Raw genomic sequence first — 21,831 nt, 5'->3', positions numbered from 1 at the left:
TTGGCTCGCTATAATAGTCTATGTAGAACATGATATACAGGGACATCAGCTATAAAGGAAAGACGCTGTCATCCTCTGTACTGGCTAGTACTCAAATCACGAATGATGTCCAGTTTCCGAAATTATGGGGCGCTTGCTCTTGACCGGGGTTTAGGCGCAAGCTCCCACGGCATCTCGCTCTCCGGGTACGGCCCCAAGGTTCTCAGATCGTGTGTCGAACACTACCTCAATCCACGAAATTATGGCTCTGCGTCCGTTATGCTGTTTGGAGCATGCCGAAACGGCTCCAGCCGGTCCGCTAGGTAAAGACGGTGCATCCGCCGCAATTCGTCAGGCGCGCCTGGCGTAGTGGGCGAGTCTTGCGCGAGCATGCCACGCAAGACTTTCATGGTATTCAAAACGACTGCTGCGATGTCTTTCGCGAGTGTCTCATTTAATCCTGGTGCACAGACACGCAACGCTGCCGCAATTCCGGCTATGGCATGTCCTCGCGCAAGATCACGGATCTCCATCTTGTCAGTCTGCGCCTCCATCAGTGCGGAGAGGGATTTCACACGGGGATGAAGCGTGACAAGCAGCTCGATCAGAACGTCCGCCAGAGCGTTCGGGGACAGCGTAGCGGCACGTTTGGCAAGTGCCGCGTATTCGTCTTCCAGAACGACGATATGCCGCTGCACCAAAGCGTCCGCCACCGCCTCTTTGTTTGGAAAGAACCGATAGAGCGAGCCAATCTTCGCCCCGGCGAGCGCGGCAATCTCTGCCATGGTCGTCGCCTTGTACCCTCGTTCCGCCATGAGGTCGGACGCGGCCTCCAGTAATTCCTCGACGCGCTGACGCCCAGCCGCGCGCATGGGCTGAAGAGACGTCCGTTTACCTCTTGACGAATTTGAGTTCATCCTCAAATAATGCTCCTGCTTGAGTGTATGCTCAACTTATTCACGTTTCGCATGTTCCCGACAACGGTTCGGGATGGCGGTTCTAACGCCGATAGGAAGGCTTTGCCATGATTTCGCTTCCAGCCAGCAGAACGGCCCTCGTTCTGATTGATCTCCAGAAGGGCATTACAGGGCTTCCTTTGGCTCCGACACCGGGTGCTGAGATTGTCAAGAAATCGATAGAACTCGCAACGCGTTTCCGGGCTGCTGGGGCTCCGGTCATTCTGGTGAATGTAGCGTTCGCGCCAGATTTCGCCGATGCCGTGCATGCGGTTGTCGATCATTCCTTTTCTCCGCCCGGAGGCTTCGCGGCGGACTGGGCGGAATTGGTCGAGGGGCTTGCCGAACCGACCGATCTGCGTGTCACGAAACGACAATGGGGTGCCTTCTACGGCACGGATCTCGATCTTCAATTACGGCGACGTGGTATCACGACCATCGTGCTCGGCGGAATCGCCACCAATCTGGGCGTGGAATCGACTGCCAGAGCGGCGCACGAGCATGGATACAACGTCGTGCTTGCCACGGATGTCATGTCTACATTCACGAACGAGATGCAACGCTTTGCCTGCGAGGAGATTTTCCCCCTTCTTGGGCGCGTGACGACGAGTGAGGCGATTGCGCTGGAGGCCTAAACGGGCCGGGCTTTTCACGGTGCCTTTGGGTTTGGGGATGATGTGCGTCTATCCGCTCATTGGACGTCTGATTGACCGGTTTGACGCGCGCGGTCTGACCGGTTGCGGGGCTCTTTTGTCGTTGGTCGGCACAGTGATTTTGGTGGTGCTCGCCTATGGCGACCTGAACGTCGCCCTGCTGACCATAGCATTGTTGTTGCGTGGCGGCGGCTTACGACAATCGGCCCGTCCCATGTCGCCTCAGACGCTTATGGCGAGACATTTGGATTGCTTGCTTTATGTCACGGCACTCTGTTGCTTGCCACGCGCTTCATCAAGCCCTCTGAAAAGAAGCGCCAGTTCGAACTGGCCTGAACCTGTCGGACATTGATGCTCGCCTAAGAGAATAAAAGCCACTCAGACAAGCTTGGCCTACGCCACGCGCTTTGAAATCATTCTGCACAATTGATACTGGGAGACCGGCGTTATGGCGGCGACATGGTTCATGGACGATTTGGAAGAGAAAAGCGTAAAACTTTCCATTCTAGAACTGAGGTCCTCCTGAAAACCCGTCAAATACGATAGGCAGAAACACAAACGCAGCAATCGCATCAAGATCAGGTTCGGAAGGTTCAAGTAGTGGCGGCGGCTCGCAACTTGCTACGACAGATGCCTGACTGTCTTCTTCCTATGAGACCTGAGTTTAAAATTGGCAATATTTCCCTATTCGTCCGGTCTTAACGTACGAGAAAGGTAATTTCTTATAGTGGAACCTGTAGGCATGAGCGCAAATTTTGCAACAGAGCCGGAGGATCTTGATGAACTGGGGTTATGATTCCGATTGAGGTTCTGTCAGGCTTGGTCGTCCGGTTTCGATGTGCCCTGCCAGTTGCAGTACTGTGTGAGGCCGTTCGGCCGAGCGGATGTTCAGATCGTACCAGTATGAAGCCGGGGCAATGGCCAATGAGGTTGTCAGGGTTTCGCCGTGTGGCAGGGAAATCGTACGCTCGTTATGGCTGTGTTTTTCCGTGATGTGGAAGGTCTGGAGATTGGGCGTTGTGTTGCGAAGTGACAGGAGCAGGACATCATGTTGCGGATCATGCTGGAGTGTGGTTTCGGGTAGCGTCTCTCCGCTCAGGGAGCGATAGAAGCCATTGGGACCATGGACTGTGATGGCGTTCTGATCGGAGGAACGTACCGGAAGGGAGAGGCTTGAGCGGGCGTCGAGGGTATAATGCCGTGTGGTGCCGTGGGTACGAACGCGGAAGACGGCGCCCTGTGTACCCGTATTGGTTAGCCTGAGTGTTTCGGGTGCGAGGAAATCTGCCTGTAAATGATAGGGCAGGGCGCGTGCAGGGCGTTGACCTGCTTCCTGCCGAGGCAGTTTCTGAACCGTTGGGACGGCAGGGTGCGGAAGCTGGCAGGAGCGACGCGTTTCGGGGAGGTAGTCGTCTGTGTTCGGGAGGCTCGCGGTCCATGTTCGGTCTGTCTGTGCGAAGTCGAACACGGATGTCAGATCACCGCACACGCTGCGGCGCCACGGCGTGATGTTCGGGCATTTGACGCCGAAGCGTACTTCGAGAAATCGTAGAACGGAGGTGTGGTCGAACACCTGCGAATTGACCCAGCCGCCCTTTGTCCAGGGCGAGACGATGATGGCTGGGACGCGCGGGCCCAATCCGACTGGAACATCGTGATAGGACTCTCCCTGTGTTGAGACCGTCCCGCCGCCCTGTTCTGGTGTCAGTGCAGGGACCGGGGCGGGGACGTGGTCGAAAAACCCGTCATTTTCATCGTAATTGAGAATGAAGACGGTGCGTGACCAAACGTCCGGATGGCGGACGAAAACGTCCATGAGCTGGGAAATAAGATGTTCGCCGTAGCCGGGCGGGGCGTTGGGGTGTTCGCTCAGGGCTGTGGGCGGAACGATCCAGGAGACCTGCGGTAGGCGTCCTTCCGAGATGTCGCGTTCGAATTCAGCGACGAGATAACGGCCTTCGGTCGTGTGCATATCGGCTTCAGTGGAGCCGGGCACGATCTGTCGTGCGCGGCGATACTGCCAGGATGCCGGATCGAGGTTGCGGAACTGTGCAAAGGAGGCGAGGGGGTTATCGCCGAAATTGTCGTATTCCTGATAAACGCGCCAAGAGACGCCCGCGTCCTGAAGTCTTTCCGGATAAGTCTCCCATCGGAACGGTGTGAAATCGGGATGGTCATGGGTCATGTCGGCCGACCAGTTCCCGTCATCCACGTTCTCGACGGCCTGTTTGCCGGAATGGCCAACGGCCAGACCGCTCGTTCCGGAAAACAGGAAGAGACGGTTGGGATTTGTTGGGCCGAAAATGGAGGCGTGATAGGCGTCACAGATCGTAAAAGCATCAGCGAGGGCGTAGTAATAGGGAATTTCAGAGCGTGTGAAATGACCCATGGTCATGGGCCCCTTGTGGGAGATCCATGTGTTCCAGTCGTTCCATGCGGCCTGGGTGCCTTTCCAGCTATGGTCGAGACTGGCGAGGCAGGCGCTGGAGGTGTGGGCCGTGTTGAACAGGAACGGGAGGACTGTGCCTCCCTTTCCGTCCGGCTGGGCAAAGACGCTGCTGCCATCCGGCAGGCGTTCGGCGCGGGGGTCTGCGTAGCCGCGAACTCCCTGAAGACAGCCGAAATAGTGGTCGAAAGACCGGTTTTCCTGCATCAGGATGACGACATGTTCCACGTCCTGAATCGTGCCTGTGACGGTATGCGGCGCGATGGCGAGGGCACGCTTCAGGTTCTCCGGCAGGAGGGCTGCCGCCGCGGTGGCGGAGCCGAACCGGAGAAATTGTCGACGGTTGGGGGAACGTGGCATCAGGGCGTCATCCGTGAAAAGGTCAGCGATCAGAAGAAGTGCTTGCGCAGGGTGAAGAACACCATGCGGGGAGCACCCGCCTGAAGGGTCTGGAGGCTGCCGGACGGATCACTAACGGCAAAGCCGGTGCTGCCGACGGTGGCGACATAGCGTTTGTCGAACAGGTTGGTGACGTTGATCTGGGCGTCCAGACCGTGCAGCACCCAGTTATGGCTGTGGAAGCGATAGCCGACATTCAGGTTGAAGATGTCGTTCGGCTTGATCCACTGGTCGTTCGTGTAGGTGTAGGTTCTGCGACCCTGATACTGCATGCCGACATTGCCCCAGATCGAGCCGTCGTCGTAGCTGAGCTGTACGTTAGCCAGATTGCGCGGCATGGCGACAACGCTTTTGCCCTTGGTGGCGTATGTCACGCCGCCTGTCGTCAGGTTGTCGTCATAGGTGGACTGGTTATAGGCGTAGGAGGCGTAAATCGACCAGTTATCAGTGAAATGGTAATTGAATGCGGCGTCGATGCCGCGTGCCGTGACGCCGCCGACATTGCTCAGGATGCTGGCGTAACCCTGAACGTTCGTTCCACTGGATACGGGCGAGATGGAGGCGAGGCGGTTTTCGAACTCGATGTAATAGCCGGTCAGGGACGCCTGAATGCGGTGATCGTGATAGCGGTAGCCGATTTCTTCGCTGTAGGACATTTCAGGATGCAGCGAATTCTTGGCCGCCGCGTAGGCTGCGGTCGTCATGGCGAAGGGGCTGGTGGCGCCGGTTGTGGAATTGTCAAAGGCGGCCATGTTGCGGGCAAAATCGGCAAAGATTTCGTTGTGGCGATTGATCCGGTAATTGCCGCCAAGCTGCGGCAGGAAGCCATTGGCGGATGTAATGGAGCCTCCGGCATAGGTGTTGGTCGTCGGGGTGCCCATGTAGTTACCTTCGAGCTGGCGGGCGTGGTTGTCGACGACCAGCGACTTGAAGCCATAATTTAGCTTGAAGGCCGGAGTGATCTGCCAGGTGTCCTGAAGATGGAACTGATACGTCTTGGTATTGAATGCGCTCTGCCACTGCGTGGCGAACGGATTGTTGCGGAACCAGTGGACTGAACTGCCTGTATAGCCGCTTTCGCTAAGCGGATAAAAGCGGCGTGCCTGTTCGAAGTCGTTGTTTTCGAACCAGAATCCACCGTCGATCGTATGATGGGCGATCTTGTAGGTCAGGCCGCCGATAAAACCTTCGCGGTGGATGTCATATTCGGTGGTTCGCACCGAAAGGGGTGAGCCGCCGAGTGAGTCAGGCGTGGGTTCGTAGGGTGTGGCGTAAATGCCTTCGCCGGTATTGGTATGGCCGTAGACCGTGGCGTAGCCCTTGAGGCGGCTGGTGATGTCGAAGTCCAGACGTCCATAGCCCAGTGCGTCCTTTCGCAGGCCAGCGGAGTTGTAATAGGACTGATCCTGATTGGTGATACCCTGCGGGAAGGGCGTGCCGTTCTGGTAGGCCCGGGCGATCTGCTTGGCCAGTCCGTAGTCGTTGGTGACGTTATCGACGTTGTAGCCGCGGGTGTGAATCAGTTGCAGGGACAGATCCTGATAATCATTTTCCGCGCGCTGGCTGTAATCGCCGAACAGGGTCAGTTTGACCTTCTCACCAAGCGGCTGGATGAACTTGGCATTTGCCTGCTGCTGCTGCTGGATGCCGTCGCCTTTCCACTTGTTGGCATCCTGATAATCATAAGAGACGTAAAGCCGTCCGCCGCCCGGCAGCGTGCCGGAATTGACGCGGGCGAATGTGCGCCAAGTGCCGTAGGACCCGACCGTTCCGGCAACGTCCACACCATATTTCGTGGTGGGATCGATGGACGTGAATTCAAGAGCACCACCGAGATCGTTCGAGGCGGCAACGCCGACTGATCCTGCCCCCTGGGCGAGCGTTGCAGGACCGTTGTTTTCGGTTTGCAGGGCGCGGCCGATCGACAGGCCGTTATCGTTGCCATAGGCGAGATTGCCGAGCGGAATTCCATCCATCGTGAAGCCCAGACGGCTCTGGTCGAAGCCACGGATGATGATCTGCTGTGACCATTCGTAAGACCCCAGCGGATCTGAAGACGTGAACATGACGCCGGGGAGTTTCGAGAGCGTCTTCAGAGGGCTGGTGCCGGGAGCGACTTCCTGTAGCGCCAGATGGGAGAGCGTCTGGGTTTCGCGCGAGGCGCCGGAGCCGAGAACGACGATGGATTCTGATTTGCTGGAAATGGTCGCGTCAGGGATTACGTTCTTTTTTGCAACAGGTTTCTTCGGGGCCGTCTGCGGTGTCCTGTGCTGGGAAGTGTCTCCGGAAGTGGATGTTTTTGTAGGAACTGGAGCTGCATGGGCACTGTAGAAGACCAACGAACTCAGACAGGTGGTGAGCAGGACACCATTCTTTTTCATTTCGCGTTTTCCCGACATCAAGAAGATAAAATCTGGACGGTGATAACGCGGCGAACATTATGTTTGCGTATCTGTAATGTCGTGTAATAATTTCATGACAAATATGTTTCATAAATATGATGGATAAATAAATAATTTTTCAGAATAGGTTTTCGTTTTTCAATTTTGAGTATAGTTCCGCCTCAAACGCGGGTGAAAAAGAGCGGATATCACTGCGAGCGTTTCCGATTATCAGACGTTATTCTGGTGGCTGGTTCTGCATGATAGAGCGCGGTTCGCCGCCTGCGAGACGGTCCTGTTGATGCAGCTAAACTGACTAAGGTGACACTTTCGGCTGCAGCGCCTCGCCAGAGTATCATTTTCTTCAATAAAGGATTTCGACAAATTTCGTGGTCAGATGGAAAAGACACACTATGTCCGTTAATAATAGCCTTATGGACACAGGTGGAGGGATCGAAGAACCGTTGGTTGATGTACTTTGATTATGATTTTGGGCGTTCTGATTGACGGTTCTTTGGGTCTCTGTTGATCTGTGTTTTGAGCAGATTGGGGACTGCCCCCTCTGGATGACTACGCGCTCGCGCTGATCCGCTCCAGGAAGAGGAAACGGCGCATGTTGTAGACGATATTGGCCAGTCCGATCCTCATAGTGGCCCAGGTGATGCCGACAGTTCGGATGAACAATCCCGTCTGTGATTTCTGATCAGCAAAGACATGCTCGACGCGGGATCGGATCACTAACTTCCCTGCATTGGATCGCTGGAGATGCCGGGACATAGGTTTGAGATGCGGCTTTTTTCTGTGAACCTTTGAGACAAAGCCGTGCTTTTCCATGAAGTCTTCATTGGTTTTTGAGCGATACGCCGTGTCAGCCCAAACCGTTGAGGCCGTATTGGTTTTATCCAGCAGGTCCTCGCGCAGCTTGGCGCCATCACTGGCGGCGGCATGCGTCATTTCCCATTTGCGGATGAACCGGAACTTCCGGTCGATGGAGATGTGCGACTTGTAGCCAAAGAACGGGATGGCGAGGTTCGTTGCGGGGATCGTTCCATCATCCTGTCGCTCCGCCTTCGTGAACTTCAGCATCCAGCGCGCATGACGATCCTTGTGCGACAGCTTTGCCGGTTTGTCCTGCCATTCCTGTGGGATCCGTCCCTTCCGAAGATCGACTTTCTCAGCGTTCGTATTGCGCTGCTTTGGCGCAGCCACCAGTGTGGTGTCCAGGATCTGGCCGGACATAGACAAATACCCGGCGCTGCGCAGGATTGCGTCAAAGCGGTTGAACAGCCCATCGATCGCACCCGCCTGTGTCAGACGCTCGCGGAACAGCCAGAGTGTTTGGCATCCGGCACCCGATCTGAAAGCCCCAGACCCAAGAAGCGCATGAAGGAGAGGCGGTCGTTGATCAGATACTCTGTCCGTTCATCAGACAGGTTGTTCAACGTCTGGATCACCAAAATCTTGAACATCAGCACCGCATCAAAAGGCGGTCGCCCGCCATTGCTTCCATCGAAATACGCCAGGGCCTTTTCCAGATCAGGACGGAACGCTGCAAAATCCACAGTCCGGTAAAACGCTTCGAGCTGATCACCGAGCCTGCTCAATCGAGCAAGCCGCTCTTCGACATCAAAGAAACAAGCCTGCTTCATCTTCCATCATCCCCAATCAACTAAGAGGAAATGGAATCACAGAGGAACCCTCAAAACCAGAGGGTTTTTCGAACCCTCCATCTGTCTTGCAGCAAACGTTATCTTCTGGTCATGAGTGCGGAGCCTAGCCTCACGCGCTGGCTGAATTATCAGTTCGTCGTCGCGCTAGAAGCTTAGTTTCAATATTTTTAAGCGTTGTATTTACGAGATCGATTTGATCGGAGTTCTCGATCAGTCCTTCTAGATCCTTGCTCCATGCTTCTCGCATCCGACTGAAATTAGTCTTTGCAACATCGGTCAGATAGAGTTTTTTCCCTCGTGCATCGCGAGTATCTTTTTCCTGCCGAAGTAGGCCTTTCTCCGTTAATCCTCGCAATATTCGACTGAAATTGCTTGACGGTAAAAGCGTTGCCTTGGCCGCATCCCGCGCGGATGCACCTGGGTTCTGTCTAATATACCGCATAACCAGAATTTCGACTGAAGTGCAGGTAGCGGGTTTGAGGTTTGTTGGGGTCGTAAGTTGCCGACTGATCGCATGAATTAAATCAGCGAGTAAATAAAGTTTCTGCTTATCGTCATCAGTCATGGTATGTAATTTAACCTGTTATAGAAGATTTTTGTAAGCTGGATAGTTTATTATGAATATGAATCATATGGAGCCTTTCGGGCATAATTAATTTATAGCATGTAAAGCAGGATTTGAGCATTAGAGATTTTTGAATTATCGCAACAATAATCGCAATATATTTATGTTATATAAAATGTTATTGAAATATTTTTTGTTTTATAAAATTAATCTAAAAAAATAGACAAAGATGGGACGTGTATTGTCAGTATATCATGATATATTTTTGTACCCACAAGAAGTTCCGCGACCAGTATTTGCCGTTGGTAGTGAAATGGAATTCGACAGTTTTGAGCAGCCACGACATTCGCATCTCAAAACACAGTTGATTCTAACGCTGCGGGGACTTGTGATTTGTGAGGTTGCAAAGGGGATGTGGATGGTGCCCCCGCAGTGCGCACTATGGATCCCGGGTGGAATGGAGCATCGCGTGCGCGGCGTTGGAGTCGTCACTCTCTCTATTCTGTTTTTGCAGCCGGATATGGCGAGGGGCATGCCAAAAGAGTGCTGCACGATATCAATATCACCTCTGCTGCGCGAACTGATTTTGGCGGTCGCCAATCTCCCTGTGCTTTATGACTGTGAAGGAGCGGAAGGGCGGCTTACGCAAACGATGTTAGATCAACTAACGATAGCACCGGTGGAGAGCCTACATCTTCCTTTACCAAACGATCCAAGGCTTCGAAAAATAGCTGATGCTTTTGTAAAAAACCCGGCTGATCGGGCTACGATTAGTGATTGGGCACGTCGAATAGCTGTGAGTGAACGAACGCTATTCCGCCTAATCCAACGTGACATGGGGATGAGTTTTGGGCGATGGCGTCAACAATGTCATATTATTATTGCCCTGAAAAGGCTCGGCGCAGGAGAAGCAGTGCAGAGCGTGGCTTTTGATCTTGGTTATGAAAGTACAAGCGCGTTTATTACTATGTTTCGGAAAGTGCTTGGCAAGTCCCCGGCGAAATATCTGGCATCTCGTTCTCCGAAGATATCGAGGTAATTGAGAAAAATTGTGGCGAACATCTAATTGATAAATAATTCGCATATGTAAACACGAATGAATTTTAGTTCTTTGGATTATACAATTAAGAAAAATGGAAACATTCACGGATTTGTCGGAATACTGCGGCGATGCATCTGCAGGTTGTGAGCAAAAGACAGAAGAATTATGCCTCGTGCTTTTTCGCTCAGGATCTAGATTGAAGGCAGAAGAAGAGATTGGCGGTATTGCAAAACTAAGTGGCGGGAACGGCCCATCCCGATCATACCGGTTACGTTTATCCTGTTAATTCACGTGGATCCTGTTTTGGAAATTTCCTGGCTGTAGCCAGTATATTGTTACCCAAGCAGGTCATTAGCTTTCGCGAGGATGCATGAAAATTAGTAGGAAAATCCTAATCTGTGGAGGTGGTGTCGCCGGCCCTGTTTGTGCCTATTGGCTGCATAAATACGGTTATTCAGTAGTTATTGTAGAGAAATCGAAAGAACTTCGAGAGGGCGGTCAGAATGTTGATATTAAGGGTGCTGGACAACAAATCATCAAAATGATGGGTTTGAAGGAGGCTGTTGAGGATCAAAATACAGGAGAATGCGGCGTAAAGTTTTTTGACCCTGATGGGTATATCGCTGCAACCTACCCCAAAGGAGCCTTTGGTGGGTTGACCGCTGATTTCGAAATATTGCGTGGTAATTTTTCACTTATCCTTTACGAGGCTGTGAAGGATAAATGTGATTATCGCTTTGGAAGCTATGTTACAGCCTTGGATGAAAAAGCAGGTTATATTTCTGTTAAATTTAACGATGGAACGATCGAGGATTTCGAATTTGTGATCTGCGCAGAGGGAGTTGGCTCTTCCAGCCGCAAAATGGTTCTCTCTACGGAAACGCGCTTTCGTTATCTTGGGGCATACATGGCTTTTTTCAAAATTCCTAAGCAGTCAGGGGATGATTGCTGGGCTCAATCGATTGTGCCGAACCAAGGAACGACAATCACCCTACGACCTGGTGATAACCAGATGACCACGGTCCTCATGACTTTCCTGAGTAAAAAGCCAGATAAGAATATTTGGAAAAATCAAGACACTGTGCGGATATCCATGTTGCAGGAGGCATTGAAGGGACGCGGCATAATAGCGGATCGTGTGAGAGGCGATCTTGGACAGGTAAATGATTTCTACTTTGGTCAGATGATGCAGGTAAAAGCGTCACGCTGGTCGAAAGGGCGGTTTGTGATGTTAGGTGATGCGGCCTATTGCCCGACCCCATTCACGGGTGAAGGAACAGCTCTATCGCTTGTCGGGGCATACCTTCTGGCTAGTGAAATCAGGCAGAGTATGAGCCATACTCAAGCATTTGATACCTATGAGGCACTTTTACGCCCCTATGTCGAGAAATCACAGGCCAAGCTGAGTCCGCGTATTATCCGTATGATGCACCCTCAATCCGCCCCAGGGCAGTGGATATTGCGGTCTATCTTGCGTTTCTGCGCAAGTCGCCAGATGCAGTTTCTTTTAAGAGGCAATGCTGCTAGAAGCAAAAAAAAGATTACAGATGATTTTGTTTTTCCTGATTATAAAAAAGAATAAAATTCTAATTTTACAGATAAGTATGAATAAAAAATATCATTAATGTAATATATTCGAATTACATTCATATTTTATTATCTGATTTTAGATATTTTTGCGTAGGCGTAATTGTATTCTATGGTAATACTTTCCAATATCCTGATTGATAGATTATTTTTTACGATGTGACCATCGCAAATGTGTATGTAACTAATCTTGGTGGAAATTCTATATTTCCAGAGGACCATTTACGAAAGGGATTAACAACTGCGAATAACATCGTTTGATGTGCAAATAGATTAATCGAAATACTGATACAAATGTAATAATCATAGATCTAAGATTAATATTTGTTATTAATTGTCTTCAAAAGCCTTAGTTACTTACTAAGCTATGTAACGGTATTATGAGATTGTTTCTATTTACAAACATTAAATATCCGAAATTAATCATTAAAAATATCGATGCAAATAATTCGTTATGCTAGTTCGGTATTAGTTTTTCATAATCCTGAGGGACGTTGTCTATGCCATTCCTACGAGACTGGGCTGATCTTGCCGATGTTATGACAGGCGTGAATTCAACATCTCAAGATATCGCGACTGTTGGTGTAAAGATGGTCGCCCTAGAATTGGAGCTTGATCATCATTCCCACCTTAAAGCGGAGCTTCTCCTATGTCTTTCGGGTACTTTTCGTTGTGAAGTTGACGGAGGTATCTGGATTGTACCTCCGCAAAGTGCGCTTTGGGTTCCTGCTGGCGTAACACATCGGGTCAGGGCGTCAGGTAACATTGAGAGTTATACGACATTTATTCCCCCTCATGCTGCCGCAAAGCTCCCTATTCTAAGCTGCACTATCGACGTGACGTCGCTGCTGCGTGAATTGATTATTAGAAGCGCATATTTTTCTCTGGAAAATCATGAGCAAGAACTGGAATCAAATATTGCATCTTTACTTCTTCACGAGATTTCCAATGCTCCCGTTGGAAATCTCCATTTGCCGATGCCGATTGATCCAAAGCTTCGGTCTATCTTTCATGACCTAGTGGCCAATCCTTCTCATAGAGGGACTCTTGAATTCTGGGCAAAGCGCGTCGGATTAAGTGTTCGTTCCTTGGAACGGTTGATAGCCACCGAAACAGGGATGAGTTTTGGAAAATGGCGCCAGCGATTGAGTATCTTACTATCGGTACAATGGTTGGCGAACGGCGTATCAGTAAAGCAGATTGCTTGTGATCTTGGTTATGAGAATGTCGGCAACTTTACCACGATGTTCCGTAAAGCACTGGGCGTTTCACCTACAAAGTATATAGCAGGACGTATTAAAAATTAGAAAATAATAATTTATTTTTTGTAAATATTTATTTTCATAAAATATAATTATTAATCTTATTGATATTTATTTTAATAAGAAAATTGAATATAATATATTTTCTTATCAATATTATTATATGAAATAATTTTCATTAATACATTGAATTAATCATTCTCACTCCTTAAAAATTTGTTGCCGAAAGCTTTGTGGTAGCTGTGGCGTGCGTGATTGAACAACAAATTGGCGAGATTTCAGCATTTCACTTTTTAGTCCGGCAACATATTTCTAATGCGAATCAGTCGCATATAAATGTGTTGAAAGGCAGAATTCTTATGAAGATACATGTTGAATGGTGTGTCTTAGATGCCGACAGAGACGCTCTGAGCCTGGACGCAAAATGAGTGTCAGCCTTTCCAGTTTTCAATCATGTTTTGTGGTTCATATCAAACCTGTACGCGTCACGTCTGGCGAATTGCGGGATATGCTCAGCCGTAATTTAGGTGATGCGGCACGCTGGATCGAAACTGCAGCCAAAGCAGGTATGGCGCCGGCCCAGATCGTCTGGGGGCAAATGCTTCTGGAAGGCCGCGGTGTGTCGCGTGATGCAGCGGCAGCCTTTGGTTGGTTCGTGAAGGCTGCTAATGGCGGTGATATCGAAGCAAAGAACATGGTTGGTCGGTGCTACGAACAGGGATGGGGTATCGCTCCCAATGCTCGACGGGCAACTGAATATTTCGCAGATGCAGCATATGCAGGCCATCTGTGGGGACAGGTCAATCTGGCGCAGATGTTGATGCGTTCGGGAAAAGCCGCCGATCATCAGAGATGCTTCGAACTGTTTAAAAAAGTTGCCGAACAGGGAACGGGAAAAGCCAGACTTAAGGCCATGAATTCCCTCGCACGTTTTCTGGAAGAGGGATGGGCAGGAAAGACTGATCCTAAGCAAGCTGCTTTTTGGTATCTGAAGGCAGCCAACCTTGGGGATCATTGGGCGCAATATAATCTGGCGACTATTTTGTTGGCTTGTGGTGAGCAGCAAGAAGCTGAACGATGGCTGGCGAGCGCTGTAGCGATCAGCGATAATGGGTTTCGTAGACGAATTGCGCCGTTATTGCTGGGGCGGACCGAATTATCCGTGCGTCAGCATGGACTCAATGCGCTTGCATTCTGTGCTGAGAGTGGGGCGATTGAAGATCTTTGGGCTTATGGACTGGCGCTCGATAATGGTGTCGCCGGAACTTCGGATACCAAAGCAGGCATGCGGTTCATCAGACAGGCAGCAAGTCTGGGGCACGCCCAAGCCAAAGTCCACGTTAGACACCGCGATGGATATTGCACCCTAAATCGTCTTTCAGATGCTCTAGGCACGTTTTCCCGAAAAATGTCACATTTAATTCTATTGAAAGCTACGTTATGAGCTCGATCAAGTCGCTCCGCCCTCTAGTCTCTGGTCTGGCAACTTCTGCCAGTCTCGCAGGCGGTTTGTTCTTCATTGTAGCTGATGAAGCTGATGCGCAAGACATGCTTCCAGCGCCGCAACCAGCGGCTGGTGATGCTGCAACGCATACGGATGAACATACAAATGGATCCGCTTCAGTAATTCTGTTGCCTGCGGTCAAGGTGGGTGGCCAAGCGAGTCAAACCACTAACGAACTGCAAGCGACTACGGGCATAAGCCGTATGCCGGACACGCTACAAAGCACGCCGCAGACAATTACCGTTATCCCGCATATCATGATCGAGCAGCAGCAGGCGACGACACTCGATCAGGTGCTGCAATATGTGCCGGGTGTTACCGTCGCTACAGGCGAAGGCAACGGAGGTATAAACGGCGATCAGTTTCGTATTCGCGGGTTCGATGCGTCAGGGGATATGTATGTCGATGGTTTGCGTGATTTTGGATCGTATGTCCGTGATGACTTCGCAACCGAGAATGTCGAAGTTCTGAAGGGGCCCTCCTCACAGAGTTTTGGTAACGGTTCTTCGGGAGGCGTTATTGAACTTGAGAGTAAAAAAGCACATCTGGGCGATAAAAATACTGCAGATATATCAGGTGGCTCCGGTCCTTACGGACGTGGTGTGCTCGACATCAACAAACAGGTTGGCAAGACCACAGCTTTCCGCGTCGCTGGTATGCTGCATGGTCAGGATATTGTTGATCGTGACCATGTTTACAGCAATCGCTGGGGCGTTCTCGCATCATTAGGCTTTGGGCTTGGAACTGATCATTCTGTGACCCTCAACTATCTTCATCAATACAGCAATCGTCGGCCCGATTTTGGTGTTCCTATGCCCAGCACAGGGAACCCTGCTGCGCCAACTGAGCCAGTAACGGAATATGGCGTCCCGCGCTCCAATTATTATGGGCGTGAAAGTGACCATGCACGTCAGGATGCTGATATCATAAGTCTTCTTTACACGGGAAAAATCAATAATTGGCTGACAATCACCAATGATAGCCGTTTTGGCGTCTATTCGAGTGACATGCGATTTACACCGTCTCTGTGTCTGAACGGATTTGGCAGCACTTGCGGTCGTGACGCGGCAAGAGGAAATTTGAATACACATTACATGATCTGGCAAGTCGGAGGAAACTCCCAGACAAGCTATGGCGGCGAAAACGTCACCACGGCCATCGCAAAATTTAATACTTTCGGTTTGCGCCATGAGCTTATTTCAGGAGTGGATGTCTATTCACAGAATGCATCCTTAAATTTTTATGGGCCTGTAGGACCAGAACCTGCCGGAACGCTTCTTCATCCGATTTATAACAATTCTCCCGGTTTCAGGACAGTCGGCCTTTCCGGTAGCAGTATCAATGCAACGAGTTGGGATGTCGGCCCTTTCATTAACGATCGCGTATGGTTGCTGAAAACCCTTTCGATCATGGGGGGTGTCAGGTGGGATCATTATCACGTCGATGGCGTTGCGGAGGGACCGCGCGTGCATTCTACGACGCAACTTGCCAGCCCCAAGGCGGCTCTGATCTGGGAGCCCACAAAGCACCAGACGTATTATTTCAATTTTTCTCGTGCATTTACGCCACCAGCAAGCAACATCACATCTCTCAGTACCAGTAACGGTATTCAAGGTGGTGGTAACGCCTCGGCTCTCACGCCTGAAACCAGTTACAGCTACGAGGTTGGAGCAAAATTCAGCCTTCTGCACGATCGGCTGGGGCTGACGGCTGCAGCGTTTCGGGTCGAAAAAAATAACGCCCGTTATACTGATCAGATTACAGGCATCCAATCGGCGACAGGTGATCGTGATCGCGTCCAAGGGTTTGAATTTGGCGCGACCGGTAAGATCACTCCTCATTGGGATATACAGGCGTCCTATACCTATATGGATAGCAACATTCTCAGTTCGTCGATTACTCAATTTTCGCCACGTCCGGCAAAAGGTAATCGAGTGCCTTATGTTTCCAGACATGGGTTGTCTGTCTGGACGACCTATGATGTTACGAGTTTCCTGCAAGGAATGCCTGGTCACCTTCTCGTCGGTGGTGGCTTCAATTATCGTTCTCAATATTATCTTGATAATGCAATGTCATTGCGTATCCCGGCAGCCGTCACAGCGGATGCTATGATTTCCTATGACATCAAGCGCTATCACGCGGCCGTTAATGTTCAAAATCTTAACAACACTTTGGCATACAGTTCAGCGTTCGCGAATGGTTATGCCACCCCAGTTGCGGGACGGACGGTCATCGCGACTGTCGGTCTCAACTTCTGATCTGCCATGTTGATAGAGATTCCCCATATACTCTCGTCGGAAGAAGTAGCTTCGATCTGCGCTACAATCAAAGCGACCGAAATGGTCGACGGTCGCACGACGGCTGGCGAAATGGCAGCGCGAGCCAAGCACAATCTTCAACTGGCCGAAGATTCTCCCGAAGCGCGACAGGCCGGGGAGATTATTCTGCGCGCACTTGGTCGAAATGCAGCTTTCAACAGCGCGGCGTTGCCATTTCGTGTCTTGCCACCTCTCTTCAGTCGCTATGACATGGGCATGAGATTTGACGCTCATGTCGATGGGGCAGTCCGTGCGGTGCCAGGCGCAGGTATCAGAATGCGTGCTGACTTATCCTCCACCCTCTTTCTGACAGAGCCTGAAGATTATGACGGGGGTGAACTTGTGATCGAAGACACTTACGGTGTCCATGAGATCAAGTTACCAGCAGGGCACATGATCCTTTACCCGGCCAGCAGTTTGCACAGTGTAAATCCAATCATACGAGGGACTCGCTGGGCATCATTTTTCTGGACTCAGTCGATGGTGAAAGATGATGGGCTGCGGACTCTCCTCTATGATCTCGATCGAAATATTATGGAGATCCGTCGGTGTCTGGCGGCCGATACGACTGCGACGCTTGCGCTGACAGGTGTCTACCATAACCTGCTGCGTCGTACGGTAGAGTTATGAGACATGAAAAAGGTAAGCAATCGCGTTATCGCGATGTCGCCTCGCGTGTTTGTGCCGCTTTCATTGGTGGATATGTCGTGGCATCTGCTGTGAGCATGCTCATTGCACGTCTTCTGCCTATTTCTGAAGCGCCTGCAACCGCCGTCGCTATTCTACTGGCTCCGCTTTTGTATCTTTCGGCAATACTCTGGGTATTTACCGCGAGATCGCCTGCTCGTGGTTGGTTTGGAATTGGAATTGTGACGGCCCTTTCAGCGTTGGCGGTGTGCGGATCCATCCGGATAGGAGGACGACTGTGAATGATACATTCAGAGCTTCCATGAGGTGGTTGCATACTTGGACTGGCGTTACGGCTGGCTGGATTATTTTCCTGATCTTCTTCAATGGGTCGATTGCCTATTTCCGTAACGAAATTACCGTCTGGATGAAGCCGGAGATTACTGCTGGCTTTGATCCTGCGACATCTCTTAGCGGTGCAGAATCCTTTCTGAAGGCCCATGCGCCGGATGCGGCGAGTTGGACAATCAATCTTCCTGATCATCGTAATCCGGTAGCCCAGGTGAGCTGGAGCCTGAAGCACAAACCGGGTGAAGCTTCAGAACAGGATGATGATAACCGACATTCTCGCGCTGGACAGCAAGCGTTTATTGCTGCCGACGGTCTGCCCGTCATGACCCGAGCAACTGAAGGGGGCGATTATTTCCTCCAATTTCATTATGCTCTTCATTATCTGCCTCAGTTTCTAGGCTTATGTCTCGTGATGTTAGTAGGCATCGGGCTCATGGTAGCGCTGACAACCGGAATTATTATTCATCGCAGGATTTTTGCGCAATTTTTTACATTCCGCCCTAGAAATGGAGCTGGATCCTGGCTTGACGCTCATACCGTCTTTGCTGTGCTGCCTCTCCCGTTTCATATTATGATAACTTATACTGGTGTTACCATAGGCGCATTTTTCCTAATGCCTTGGGGCATCATTGCGAACTATGCTCATCCGCAGATATGGTCCTCGGAGGTGCGTGCACTATGGACACCACCTTTACCTACCGGACAGGCGGCAACGTTAGTTCAGCTCTCGTCAGTCCTGAAAAAATCTGAGTTGTTATGGCATGTCGGGCATGCACATCTTATCCACGTTACTAATCCAATGGATACTTCAGCCACAATCGAGATTGAGCGCCAACCGTTTAATCCTATCGAGAACACCGTGGGGGATAGTCTCTTTTTCAACGGCGTAACGGGGGCGCTTGTTCACGCATCCTCGACACGAAACAGTGCGGCCTTTGCGGGGTTTATGGTTTTCGGTCTGCATCAGGCACAATTTGCCTCTCCAGCGCTGCGAGCAATCCTGTTTCTGTGTGGTTCCATGGGTACTTGTATGACTGCCACCGGCTTGCTGCTCTGGACCACGAAGCGTCGAAGAAAGTTGCTAGATCCCGATTATAACGGGAGAGGATTTCGTTTGGTGGATACACTGAATGTCGGAGTAATAGCAGGCTATCCTGCTGCGACGGCAGCCTATTTCTGGGCCAACAGATTACTTCCGGTATCGCTCGCGTCACGTGCAGAGACTGAGGTACTTTGTGAATTCAGTTTTTGGGGGCTGCTCTTGGTCTGGACGTTTTTCCGGTCTCGGCATCGGGTATGGTTCGAGATATGCAGTGTCGCGGCATTCCTCTTTCTGGCATTGCCTATTTTGAATGCGCTAACGGCTCCACGCGGCACATTCGCTCATCTGATGACTGGCGACACATTATACATCTGGTTTGACATAATATTTCTTATTATTGGCATATTATTTGCCGCGGCGGCCTTCTACCGCGTCCAATCGCTCGGTCCATATTCGACAGGAAAATACGGATCACAATCAAATGTTTCGGAGTGCCGGAGGCGATGATGTTGTCTTTTATGCTGGCAATTGTTGGTTTTATAGCTCTGGCAAAAACTATGCAGCGACATCGCAAAAATCTGTGTTCGGTACGGAAGATATTCGTATTTCGAGTAGCAGGCGCAACAATACTTACTTTTTCCTTTGTTCATCTTTGCGGCGCGTGGGGGATTGCAGACGGAGTTGTCGGTTGGCTGTGCCTTGCTGCACTTGCGGCTTTTCTTGTTGTTGCTTTACTCAGTGGAACGAGCTCCTTCGAGAAAAAAAACAGTCCTCCTGATGTCGAGAATTTTTTTTAGACATACAGTTTATGCCTAGGTGGTTTTCGGAATTCGGTACTCACAAGATTTTCTTGTTTTCTTCAGACCTTCAATCGAATAGGTGCTTCATGTCCGTTTCTCTATGGACAATGTTTGTCTCTGCAGGCCCATTGGTCCGCATAGTTATGCTTATACTCATGTCGGCAAGCCTCCTGACATGGACGATTTTTATTGCCAAATCCTTGGAGTTTGTGCGTGTCCGGTCGGCTTTAAAAAAGGCAGAGCACACTTTGCAAGACGCAGACACATTCAACCTGAGTGAGGAATGGACGCGTGGAAATCCTAGTATCGCCCACATGTTGATTATGGCGGCTTTAGAAGAACGCAGGCGATCGCAAGGAATTCTTGAGGATCGAGAAGGTTTGAAAGAGCGGATCGTATTACATCTGGAGCGTCTTGAAGCAGGTGAGGGGAGGCGCCTGATGAGGGGAACCGGCTTACTGGCCACAATTGGTGCGACAGCGCCTTTTGTCGGTCTATTCGGTACTGTGTGGGGGATTATGACGTCATTTACTGGGATTGCGGCTAGCAAGGCGGCCAGTCTTGCTGTAGTGGCGCCCGGTATTGCCGAGGCGCTACTGGCTACTGCGTTGGGGCTGGTCGCCGCCATTCCAGCAGTCGTGATTTATAACCACCTTATGCGGCAATGTGCGTCCTGTCGTGCACAAGTTGCGGATTTGACCTCTTTGGTCATGCGACAGGTGTCGCGGGATCTATCGGCTGAGACGAAGAAGCTCGCACGGTTCGATATACATGCTGCCATTGCGAAGTAACGTATCGTGATCCGCATTCGCCACGTAGATGAAAGTCCGTATGAAGCCAGCGAGATTAATGTCACGCCGTTCATTGATGTGATGCTCGTGTTGTTGGTTATCTTTATGGTTACGGCGCCACTCACCACAGTCAATGTACCGGTCGATTTGCCTTCTTCAACTGAAAAACCAGCTCCACGTCCTGACATTCCGGTCTTTCTGACTATCAAGGCTGATCATGGTCTCGTGCTGGGAGAGGAAGATATCATAAAAGGAAATCTGGCATCGGCACTCCAAATTGTAACTAAAGGCAATAAGGATGAACGGATATTTCTACGAGCTGACAAGACATTGGATTATGGCACATTGATGGGGGTTATGGATCAGCTTCGTTCTGCCGGATATCTCAAAATCGCGCTCGTCAACCTCCAGCAACAAAGGGAAGGTAGCGCATCTGAAACGACGTCATCATCGCCGGCAATGGTTCCGGTGTTTGGCACCAGCAGACCATGAACCGTATCGCTAAGATCAATCACGCTGCTATGGCCAGCACGTTCGTCGGCTGGCAGAAAAGACAGGTGTGTTTTGCGCGACGAGAGGAAGTGCTGCGATGGAGCATTTCTTTTCTGGTCGTAATCACCTCCACAGGCAGTGTTTTATGCTGGATAATGCATTTGCCGACCGCTTCAGAAGCCGTAAGTGCGCCCCCTCTTGCTGCAATCGTTATAGACATGGTCCCGGAGCCGGTTTCCACACTTATGCCACCGGTCGACGTGCCTCCGGGAAAACAGCAAACACAATCCATTTCCGATCCTGCGGCTGTTAACCCGTCAAAGATGACTGCGCCTCCATCTTCATCCCCCAATCCTCCGGCGCCGGTTGCCAAAATGGAAAAGCCCCATAAGATATTGAAGAAAAATAAATCTTCGCCACCGGTAAGAAAAAAGGTTCCGGACAAGGTTTTGTCTGCGGAAACCACTACAGCGCCGCCATCATCAGATGCACCACGTGCCCAAACTCAGGCTACCCCCGCATCGGGGGTGTCATCGTCATCCCCCTCTCGTGACAGGACAACTTGGCAGGGCGCACTTCTGGAGCGTTTGGAGAAGTTTAAACGATACCCGGCCGATAGCATGGAAGATCATCAGGAAGGCGTGCCGATAGTAACTTTCTCTATGGACCGTAGGGGGCATGTGCTGTCAGTCACGCTTGCCAGAAGTTCTGGTCGTACGCTGTTAGATCAGGAAGCAATGGCATTGCCGACGCGTGCCCAGCCTCTCCCTATCCCGCCCGACACGATGGTGGGCGATCCGATCACACTCACCGTGCCGATCGAGTTTTACATCCATCAATCGCAGGACTAAACTTGCCGTTTATTCTGTCAGTTTGTAATAGAACTACTGTCATGCTTAGCAGATCGTCACGTTTGAGGAGCACCCATTATCCTCGTTAAGATAAAAAAGGTGATATTCCGGACCC

General features: G+C 50.7%; 16 protein-coding genes and 2 pseudogenes. 13 read left to right on the top strand and 5 right to left on the bottom strand.

The annotated features are described in order from the left end of the window. Positions 1–239: 239 nt before the first annotated feature. On the bottom strand, positions 240–896 hold the full coding sequence (locus tag ABDK74_RS02450; RefSeq protein WP_346002569.1) for a TetR/AcrR family transcriptional regulator: 657 nt from the start codon (positions 894–896) through the stop codon (positions 240–242). A gap of 107 nt (positions 897–1,003) precedes the next feature. Between ABDK74_RS02450 and ABDK74_RS02445 the strand changes: the two genes are divergently transcribed. Both ABDK74_RS02445 and ABDK74_RS02440 read left to right on the top strand, forming a co-directional pair. Beyond that, positions 1,004–1,570, top strand: a complete 567-nt coding sequence (locus tag ABDK74_RS02445) for a hydrolase (protein ID WP_346002568.1) — start codon at positions 1,004–1,006, stop codon at positions 1,568–1,570. Then, a pseudogene (locus ABDK74_RS02440) lies at positions 1,566–1,924 on the top strand (MFS transporter); the annotation flags it as partial. The gene ABDK74_RS02445 and the pseudogene ABDK74_RS02440, both read left to right, overlap by 5 nt. 454 nt (positions 1,925–2,378) lie before the next feature. Here the strand turns inward: ABDK74_RS02440 and ABDK74_RS02435 are convergent. The 4 genes and pseudogenes from ABDK74_RS02435 to ABDK74_RS02420 form a co-directional block, all read right to left on the bottom strand. Beyond that, positions 2,379–4,394, bottom strand: coding sequence for a phosphocholine-specific phospholipase C (locus tag ABDK74_RS02435; RefSeq protein WP_346002567.1), 2,016 nt, complete (start codon positions 4,392–4,394; stop codon positions 2,379–2,381). A 29-nt stretch (positions 4,395–4,423) separates the two neighbouring features. After that, positions 4,424–6,814: a TonB-dependent receptor domain-containing protein gene (locus ABDK74_RS02430; RefSeq protein WP_346002566.1), complete on the bottom strand. Its 2,391-nt coding sequence runs from the start codon at positions 6,812–6,814 to the stop codon at positions 4,424–4,426. A gap of 570 nt (positions 6,815–7,384) precedes the next feature. Next, positions 7,385–8,463: pseudogene (locus ABDK74_RS02425) on the bottom strand (IS5 family transposase). Positions 8,464–8,593: 130 nt separating this feature from the next. Then, positions 8,594–9,049: a MarR family winged helix-turn-helix transcriptional regulator gene (locus ABDK74_RS02420; RefSeq protein WP_346002565.1), complete on the bottom strand. Its 456-nt coding sequence runs from the start codon at positions 9,047–9,049 to the stop codon at positions 8,594–8,596. A 229-nt stretch (positions 9,050–9,278) separates the two neighbouring features. Here ABDK74_RS02420 and ABDK74_RS02415 point away from each other — a divergent pair, with 229 nt between their 5' ends. The 11 genes from ABDK74_RS02415 to ABDK74_RS02365 all read left to right on the top strand — a co-directional run bounded on the left by ABDK74_RS02415 (position 9,279) and on the right by ABDK74_RS02365 (position 21,716). Beyond that, positions 9,279–10,088 (top strand): helix-turn-helix transcriptional regulator, encoded by an 810-nt coding sequence (locus tag ABDK74_RS02415; protein WP_346002564.1) that lies wholly within the window; start codon positions 9,279–9,281, stop codon positions 10,086–10,088. Positions 10,089–10,461: 373 nt separating this feature from the next. Further along, positions 10,462–11,673, top strand: a complete 1,212-nt coding sequence (locus tag ABDK74_RS02410) for an FAD-dependent monooxygenase (protein ID WP_346002563.1) — start codon at positions 10,462–10,464, stop codon at positions 11,671–11,673. A 505-nt stretch (positions 11,674–12,178) separates the two neighbouring features. Then, positions 12,179–12,985 carry a helix-turn-helix transcriptional regulator gene (locus ABDK74_RS02405; RefSeq protein WP_346002562.1) on the top strand — a complete coding sequence of 269 codons (807 nt, stop codon included), beginning with the start codon at positions 12,179–12,181 and terminating at the stop codon, positions 12,983–12,985. 379 nt (positions 12,986–13,364) lie between these two features. Beyond that, on the top strand, positions 13,365–14,384 hold the full coding sequence (locus tag ABDK74_RS02400) for a tetratricopeptide repeat protein (RefSeq protein WP_346002561.1): 1,020 nt from the start codon (positions 13,365–13,367) through the stop codon (positions 14,382–14,384). Beyond that, positions 14,381–16,702, top strand: a complete 2,322-nt coding sequence (locus ABDK74_RS02395; protein ID WP_346002560.1) for a TonB-dependent siderophore receptor — start codon at positions 14,381–14,383, stop codon at positions 16,700–16,702. Before ABDK74_RS02400 ends, ABDK74_RS02395 begins: the two co-directional genes overlap by 4 nt. Before the next feature lie 6 nt (positions 16,703–16,708). Continuing rightward, entirely contained in the window at positions 16,709–17,392 is a 684-nt protein-coding gene (locus tag ABDK74_RS02390) for a Fe2+-dependent dioxygenase (RefSeq protein WP_346002559.1), read from the top strand. Positions 17,393–17,687: 295 nt separating this feature from the next. Next, entirely contained in the window at positions 17,688–19,289 is a 1,602-nt protein-coding gene (locus tag ABDK74_RS02385) for a PepSY-associated TM helix domain-containing protein (RefSeq protein ID WP_346002558.1), read from the top strand. After that, the gene (locus ABDK74_RS02380) at positions 19,286–19,579 is read left to right on the top strand and encodes a DUF3325 family protein (RefSeq protein WP_346002557.1); all 294 of its coding nucleotides are present in this window, start codon (positions 19,286–19,288) and stop codon (positions 19,577–19,579) included. The genes ABDK74_RS02385 and ABDK74_RS02380 overlap by 4 nt, the downstream gene beginning before the upstream one ends. A gap of 89 nt (positions 19,580–19,668) precedes the next feature. Further along, positions 19,669–20,373 carry a tonB-system energizer ExbB gene (gene exbB, locus ABDK74_RS02375; protein WP_346002556.1) on the top strand — a complete coding sequence of 235 codons (705 nt, stop codon included), beginning with the start codon at positions 19,669–19,671 and terminating at the stop codon, positions 20,371–20,373. A gap of 6 nt (positions 20,374–20,379) precedes the next feature. Beyond that, entirely contained in the window at positions 20,380–20,865 is a 486-nt protein-coding gene (gene exbD, locus ABDK74_RS02370) for a TonB system transport protein ExbD (protein ID WP_346002555.1), read from the top strand. After that, positions 20,862–21,716, top strand: coding sequence for a TonB family protein (locus ABDK74_RS02365; protein ID WP_346002554.1), 855 nt, complete (start codon positions 20,862–20,864; stop codon positions 21,714–21,716). The genes exbD and ABDK74_RS02365 overlap by 4 nt, the downstream gene beginning before the upstream one ends. Positions 21,717–21,831 lie beyond the last annotated feature (115 nt).

Source organism: Gluconobacter sp. OJB (genome assembly GCF_039638275.1).
Taxonomy (GTDB): domain Bacteria; phylum Pseudomonadota; class Alphaproteobacteria; order Acetobacterales; family Acetobacteraceae; genus Gluconobacter; species Gluconobacter cerevisiae.
Note: the sequence above shows the minus strand (reverse complement) of the source record. Positions and strands in the feature narration are given on the sequence as shown.